Source organism: Microcoleus sp. Pol11C3 (genome assembly GCF_036701485.1).
In the GTDB taxonomy this organism is placed as follows: domain Bacteria; phylum Cyanobacteriota; class Cyanobacteriia; order Cyanobacteriales; family Microcoleaceae; genus Microcoleus.
Map to the genome: position 1 here is coordinate 23,785 of NZ_JAUBQW010000077.1, position 6,389 is coordinate 30,173.

Annotated in this window: 7 protein-coding genes and 1 pseudogene; 2 read left to right on the top strand and 6 right to left on the bottom strand. The window is 44.2% G+C overall.

Annotated elements, in window-relative coordinates; translation table 11 throughout:
• Window positions 1–99: 99 nt before the first annotated feature.
• The gene (locus QUA40_RS17730; protein WP_333128093.1) at window positions 100–711 is read left to right on the top strand and encodes a hypothetical protein; all 612 of its coding nucleotides are present in this window, start codon (window positions 100–102) and stop codon (window positions 709–711) included.
• Window positions 712–828: 117 nt separating this feature from the next.
• Here the strand turns inward: QUA40_RS17730 and larB are convergent, their stop codons facing one another.
• The 6 genes and pseudogenes from larB to QUA40_RS17760 form a co-directional block, all read right to left on the bottom strand.
• A complete protein-coding gene (gene larB, locus QUA40_RS17735) occupies window positions 829–1,632 on the bottom strand; it encodes a nickel pincer cofactor biosynthesis protein LarB (protein ID WP_333128095.1) in 804 nt (267 codons plus the stop codon).
• A 52-nt stretch (window positions 1,633–1,684) separates the two neighbouring features.
• Window positions 1,685–3,457, bottom strand: coding sequence for an ABC transporter substrate-binding protein (locus QUA40_RS17740; protein ID WP_333128107.1), 1,773 nt, complete (start codon window positions 3,455–3,457; stop codon window positions 1,685–1,687).
• Between the two features lie 40 nt (window positions 3,458–3,497).
• Window positions 3,498–4,103 (bottom strand): PIN domain-containing protein, encoded by a 606-nt coding sequence (locus QUA40_RS17745; protein WP_333128097.1) that lies wholly within the window; start codon window positions 4,101–4,103, stop codon window positions 3,498–3,500.
• Window positions 4,078–4,596 carry a hypothetical protein gene (locus QUA40_RS17750; RefSeq protein WP_333128099.1) on the bottom strand — a complete coding sequence of 173 codons (519 nt, stop codon included), beginning with the start codon at window positions 4,594–4,596 and terminating at the stop codon, window positions 4,078–4,080. Before QUA40_RS17750 ends, QUA40_RS17745 begins: the two co-directional genes overlap by 26 nt.
• Before the next feature lie 62 nt (window positions 4,597–4,658).
• On the bottom strand, window positions 4,659–5,138 hold the full coding sequence (ispF, locus tag QUA40_RS17755) for a 2-C-methyl-D-erythritol 2,4-cyclodiphosphate synthase (protein WP_333128101.1): 480 nt from the start codon (window positions 5,136–5,138) through the stop codon (window positions 4,659–4,661).
• 134 nt (window positions 5,139–5,272) lie between these two features.
• Window positions 5,273–5,870: pseudogene (locus QUA40_RS17760) on the bottom strand (IS1 family transposase); the annotation flags it as partial.
• Window positions 5,871–5,984: 114 nt separating this feature from the next.
• On the opposite strand from QUA40_RS17760, the gene QUA40_RS17765 reads away from it, so the two are divergent.
• A complete protein-coding gene (locus QUA40_RS17765; RefSeq protein WP_333128103.1) occupies window positions 5,985–6,266 on the top strand; it encodes a hypothetical protein in 282 nt (93 codons plus the stop codon).
• Window positions 6,267–6,389: the final 123 nt, after the last annotated feature.

Here is a 6,389-nt window from a genome sequence, read left to right on the forward strand (position 1 = left end):
CCCGGAGGGGGGAGGATAGAGTTGAGAGGCGCAAAAGTCGATGGTGTGTGGCAAATCCAGTCTGGGTTTGACGAAAATTGTGGAACGGAGGAAAAATTTATGCGGGCCAGTCTGGAAATGCGGTGGTTTTATAGCGGGGCGCTGCCAAAATCGATCGCTCAATGGTTTGGAAGCGACAGTCTCGGCGGGTATCTTTCGCCTCCCGAAGAGCGGGAAGACATATATTTGCTAGTACCTGGCTGCGACTACTTGGGAGTGAAGCTGCGCGGGAAAACATTGGAGGTAAAGTGGCGGCAGGGAGAGTTGGGGGCGATGCAGTTCGCCAACCGCTGGGAAGGCAAGGCCGAGAAGTGGCTGAAGTGGGTATGTGCCGACACGATGGCGCCGGTACCGGCGGATATTGTGGCGACAGGAAAGTGGGTGGGAGTCAAGAAAAAGCGAGCGCAGCGTCTTTACCAAGTTTCGGCCCCTGGTTCCCTGATGTCTGTGCCTGTGGAAGCCCCAATTCCCCAGGGTTGCACTGTGGAACTGACTCAGTTGAACATTAACGGCAGCGCGTGGTGGACTTTGGGATTTGAAGCGTTTGGCAGCGAAAGTTCTTTGACAGAAAGCCTCCAAACAGTTGCTACTTGGACTAGCAAGAGCTATCAGGCGCAAAAGTTGAATGCTGCGGATTCTTCTGCTTATCCGATTTGGCTGGCCAACAAGTAATATCAAATCCGGCATTAATAATACCGCCTGTATTTTTTAGTCCGCTGGGAGTGGACGAAAGTTTGACTTGCAGAGCGAGCGGTTTCAACTGCCGAGTCAGCAAGAGGGGGTTTCTAACTATTCCCCCTCTGTCCCATTCTCCCCCTCTTTCCTTCTCCCCACTCTGCCAGCAGTTCTCAGAATTTGACAAGCCAAAATCGCCGCACCAAACCCGTTATCAATATTCACCACACCCACACCAGCCGCACAAGAATTGAGCATAGTTAAAAGAGGAGCAATCCCCCCAAAACTCGCGCCGTAACCCACACTCGTCGGGACAGCAATCACCGGACAATCTGCCAAACCCGCAACCACACTCGCCAAAGCACCTTCCATACCCGCAACCGCAATCAACACATCAGCACCGGCAATAACGTGTCGGTTGCTCAGCAAGCGATGAATGCCGGCAACTCCGACATCCCACAAACGTCGCACCTGAAAACCGCAAAGTTCCGCAGTAACTGCCGCCTCTTCCGCTACAGGCAAATCCGCCGTTCCCGCACTGATAATAGTCACAATACCTGGATGCTGCGGAGTTGGAAAATTACCAGAAATTGCACAAATTCGAGCTTTTTGGTAGTAGTACAAATCGGGTATTTTTTGCTGCAATTGCTCGAAAACTTCCGGTTCAATTCGCGTCGCCATCACTGCAGGATTTCGCCCGCGCATCGCCTCGATTATCTCAACAATTTGGTCTGGGGTTTTCCCTGGGCCCCAGATTACTTCAGGAAAACCGGTTCTTAAAGTGCGGTGGTGGTCAATTTTTGCAAAATCCCCCACTTGTTCAAAGTCAAAATACTTTAATTTGTCTAAAGCTGCGATCGGACTCACATCGCCGGCCGCCACAGATTCGAGTAACTTCTGTAAAATTTCAGGTTCCATTAATTAATCACTGATGAATTTGACTGCTGACTGCTTCCTTTCTGACTAATAACTATTCTGTTATTTTCAGCTCGTACAAATTCCAGAAAGCACCGCCGAGAGCACTGTAGCGAATTCCCGAAATGCGATCGCGCACCGCCTCAAAAGTCAGCGGATTCACCATATAGATAAACGGCACTTGTTCTGCTATAATCTGCTGCGTCTCCCCATAAAGTTCCTTGCGCTTCGCCTCATCAAGCTCCTGGGAAGCCTTCACGTAAAGGTCATCGATTTTCTGCTCCCAATCGTACACTTCCCAACCCTTAATCGGCGGTTCTCCGGCTTGCGGGCCCTGGTTGAAACTGTGCAAAGTCCCGTTAACCGACCAAATATTGTAACCACTATGGGGTTCAGTACCTCCCGTAAAACCACCGAGGTAAGTATCCCAATCTTTAGTCAAACGCAGCTTTTCCACATAAGTGTTAAAACTCAGGAACTGCGTATCAATTTGCATCCCCAGTGCGCCCAAATCTTGCTTAATTTGGGTTGCCATTTGTTCCCGCACTTTCTTCCCCGCAGCGATTAACAAAGTAAACCGCACTTTGTTGCCCTCAGCATCCAACAATTCCTTGTTACTATTATTCTTATCCTTATACTTGAACCCAGCACTTGATAGTAACTGGTTGGCTTTTTGCACATCGTAACTGTAAGTTTTCAATCCCTGTTCAGGAGACAAGTAGAATTGACTTTGCGCCGGAATTGGGGAATGCAGCGGTGCCCCAAGTCCGCGATAGATATTGTTAGTCATGGCGGATCGGTTGATGCCATAGGCGATCGCCTGCCTAAATTCCTTACTCGCGAACCACCGAGACTTCATTGGGTCTACAAACGGCTGATTTTGAGGATTGTGGCCCTTATTTAGATTGAAACACATAAAGACGCTACCAGTATCCGGGCCACCGTTGAAGACCGTATATTTGCCACGTTTTTCCTCCCGTTTCAGCAGCGGAAACACTTCCGGTTGCACGTCCAAAGTATCCAAATCGCCCGATCTAAAATTCAGCAGTTGATTGTCACTATTTTCGATAATTTGCCAAACAATTTGCTGGATGTAAGGTTGAGGATTTCCCTGTGCATCTTTGCGCCAAAAATACGGATTTTTTTCCAAAACAACGCGCTGGTTAGGAGTATAACTTAGCATTCGGTATTGACCGTTGCCGACAATTTTTTTAGGGTCAGTATCCGTGTCCCAAGTAGTCAGGAATTTAGGCTTGCCGTCTGCATCTGTATTTTCGACAGCTTCCTGTAAAATATGAGCTGGTAAAATTGGGATTCCCCCAGCATATCTAATAAATGGAGCAAAGGGTTCTGCAACTGAAAATTCTATGCGGCGGCTGTCAATTTTTTTGAGTTTTGGGAATTGGCGACTCATCCCCACCCTCAGAGTATCTTTCAAACCGCTAGGGATTTTGTCATTGAAATAAATCTTTTCATAGCTAAAGATAATGTCATCCGTAGTCATCGGTTCGCCGTCAGACCATTTCAAACCCTCTCGGAGGGTGAAGACAACCTTTTTGCCATCTTTAGAAACTTTCCACGACTGGGCTAAACCTGGTTCTAGTTCCGATGTCAAGCCGTTTTCGTTGATCAACCCCTCGTACATATAGCCGAACACGCTATAAGCAGATTGATTTAGCGGGTAGTTGAAGGTGCCCGGGCCGCTGGGGGTGGGAACGATGAGTCTGTTTGCTAAAGTCGATCGGGCTGGAGTGCACGCAGACAGAGTTATAGTGGCAATTGCCGCCAGTAAGATCGCCAGCCAGCGCAGTCTTGAATGTAGCATCATAGAAATTTTCATAACTTTTTACTATACCACCTGTGTGCAACTATGACTGAGATTGTAACCAACCGAGAAAGTCTTTAGTGCGTGAAAAAGACTCGGTTATCCCTACTTCCCGCAAAGCCTCTCGAACTTCTTGTACACTAAATTTTTTTGTATTATTGCTCAAAAATACCTTGACTTCATGAGCGTGTAAGTGTGCGTGATTCAAGATGCAGTGGAGAATCAAATTGTCTGTCGGGTCTTCTTCAATAAAAACTGTATTCAAGCTTTCTCGCAATGTATCTGCTGTTACTTCCATCATCTCCACATTGTCAACCAATAATTCAAGAGCCTCAAAAAGGCGTACTTTAATATTATTGAGCAATCCTTCATTTTCATTCAAAGACTCTTCTATATGGAATAAAAGAGACTTAGCATAAGGCGAAGTAAGATCGCGCTTGAGCTGGCTAATTTGTTTTTTCTGTTCATCTGCAAAACGGTTGCGGCGCTTGATCTCGTCTTCTAAAGCCGAGAGAGCTTCCATGCAGCAAATAGCAGGTATGGCAATGCGGACTAATGTTGGTACACTCAGTAACAAGTTATTGGCATCAGGATCGCGCCCTGTAGCAATACTCATCAAAAAGTTAGTTTCTATATATAAAATTGCCACCAATTTTTACCTCTAACTTTGTTGTTCCACCTGCTAGCAACGGCAGCAAACCGATTGCTGCTATCTGTTCCGATGCTGGTGGAATCTCAGACTTCCAATTATAAGCTAAGTCACGCAACCATGCTTCAATCAGCCTAGTTAGGTATGGCACAAATATCCGCTGCTCGCCTAATTTTGAGTCATAATAGTGAAGGATGTCAGCCGTTTTTAACGATAAAACAGCTTCAGACAAAACAGTGCCGTCCCATTTTAAAACGAGAATTTCTTCGAGATTGACAATCATAGCATAAGGAATTACCACATTTTTTTCGGAGAGTTTTGAGAGGAAATGTTTTATTTGTTGGAGCGCGCCATCGGCAATCCTTTGTTGGGCTGCCTTTTCTTTAGCTTGATTAATTTTGACCTCGATTAGTACGACTATGCGATCGTCCTTATCCAACGCGATAATATCCGCATCTATGGGTAATTCTACTTCCAAGGTTTCAGTTTGCATGGTTTCAGCCTTCCTAGCGTATAAGTTTAAGTAAATTCTACTTCTACTATCAAACCACTTTTTTAATTTTTGGATACTAAAACTACAGCATATGCTGCAATTCCTTCTTCTCTCCCCACCGGCCCTAACTTTTCGTTTGTAGTAGCTTTGATGCCGATTTGGTCGGGTTTTAATTGTAGAACAGCAGAAAGCCGATCGCGCATTTGCTCAATATACGGTTTCAGCTTTGGACGTTCCGCCACCACCACCGAATCAATATTGCCGATTTCCCAGCCTTTATCTAATATTAACTGATTGACTTGTGCCAGCAATACGAGACTATCAGCACCTTTCCATTTCGGGTCAGTTGGCGGGAAATACAGACCGATATCTCCTAAGCTGAGAGCTCCCAGCATAGCGTCCATGATAGCGTGGGTGAGCACGTCGGCGTCGCTGTGTCCTAATAAGCCTAATTCGTGGGGAATGTGCACGCCGCCGAGGATGAGGGGGCGTTCTGGAACTAAGCAGTGAATGTCGTAGCCGTTGCCGATGCGGATGTTCATGTGAATTTAAGGTTTGGGAAAAGCTGACAGTAGATAATTATTTTACATTCAGTCTAGAGATAAGTAAATTTGGGCGTTGGTGAACAGAGGTATGATTTGGCTCTGACCGCTGACGGAAGCAGGTCGAATAGGGTTCAAATCAGAGGATATAAATAATTACTTGAATATTGCATGGGAACGTCCTCGAATTTGAAGATTGTGAATTAGTAAACAAATTGAATGTTTGAGCATTTATGCGGATTTAAAATAACAAATATTTTTTCTCTTCAATCGAGCCCGATAATGTCTGAGTCTTGTATTTTTATCTTCTACTCTTGTCATATAATTTTTACTACAGACAATTTGCTCACGCTCTGGAATAAACATTGGATAAACTTTCCAACCCTCTCTTACATAAAAATAGCATTTTCATTTCTCAACAATATTATAAAGGTTTAAACGTTTTGGCACTATAGTCTCCTACAACCCATCCTAAAATACCTGCTTAGAAGTGGTCTACTGCTGCCCACAAGCAGACGCAAGTTTTTTTGAACCCATAAATGTTTGTAATTCATCTAGTTCTCCAACCTGGGAAATTGCGTCGGGTTCGTAAGCCTAGGGGAGAAATTTTTCCACCGATTTGACCCAATTAATTATTGTATTATAATGAATACATTTAATTTTCTCTATCGCTCGAACACCCCTATTATTGACCTACATTTTTAGACATTCTTGCCTAACTTCTTGATAGAAAACTGAGAAAAATTTTCAACTTATAGATGTTATTTGGTTCCGCAAATAATTTCAGCAAATTGAAGCGACTTTTGAGGTGGAATGCACTACCAGTATTTACTCAGTTTGCTGCGAATGGCAGACCTTTCACTTTGTTTAAAACGTGGCCTGTTTGCATATAATAATGCTCCTGATTATCCTTGCTATATAGTTATTCCTAAAGCAAAGAAAATTATTCCCAAAGCAAAGAAAAGGCTTTTTAAAAAACAGTTAGGCAGACCCATATCTCAAAAGATTGAAATCTTTCAGCTTTGCAAAGCAATTAATATTGAAGATATAGAATCCAAGTGGGAGAGGTATCCAAATATTATTCAAAAGATATCTTATGGTTTGGGTCAAGATGCACCCATCAATTGATCGATTGGTAGTTACTTACCTCTTGACCTCATAATGGAGCGATACTCCAAACAAAAAGCGCCCCTATTACTAGGAGCGCTTTTTATGAATCAAAAGCTAAAACTTAGCCATTGATAGAAGGAG

Coding starts and splice junctions, on each gene's coding strand:
- QUA40_RS17730 (WP_333128093.1), top strand. CDS start 100: ATGCGGGCCAGTCTGGAAATGCGGTGGTTTTATAGCGGGGCGCTGCCA.
- larB (WP_333128095.1), bottom strand. CDS start 1,632: ATGGAACCTGAAATTTTACAGAAGTTACTCGAATCTGTGGCGGCCGGC.
- QUA40_RS17740 (WP_333128107.1), bottom strand. CDS start 3,457: ATGATGCTACATTCAAGACTGCGCTGGCTGGCGATCTTACTGGCGGCA.
- QUA40_RS17750 (WP_333128099.1), bottom strand. CDS start 4,596: ATGCAAACTGAAACCTTGGAAGTAGAATTACCCATAGATGCGGATATT.
- ispF (WP_333128101.1), bottom strand. CDS start 5,138: ATGAACATCCGCATCGGCAACGGCTACGACATTCACTGCTTAGTTCCA.
- QUA40_RS17765 (WP_333128103.1), top strand. CDS start 5,985: ATGGCAGACCTTTCACTTTGTTTAAAACGTGGCCTGTTTGCATATAAT.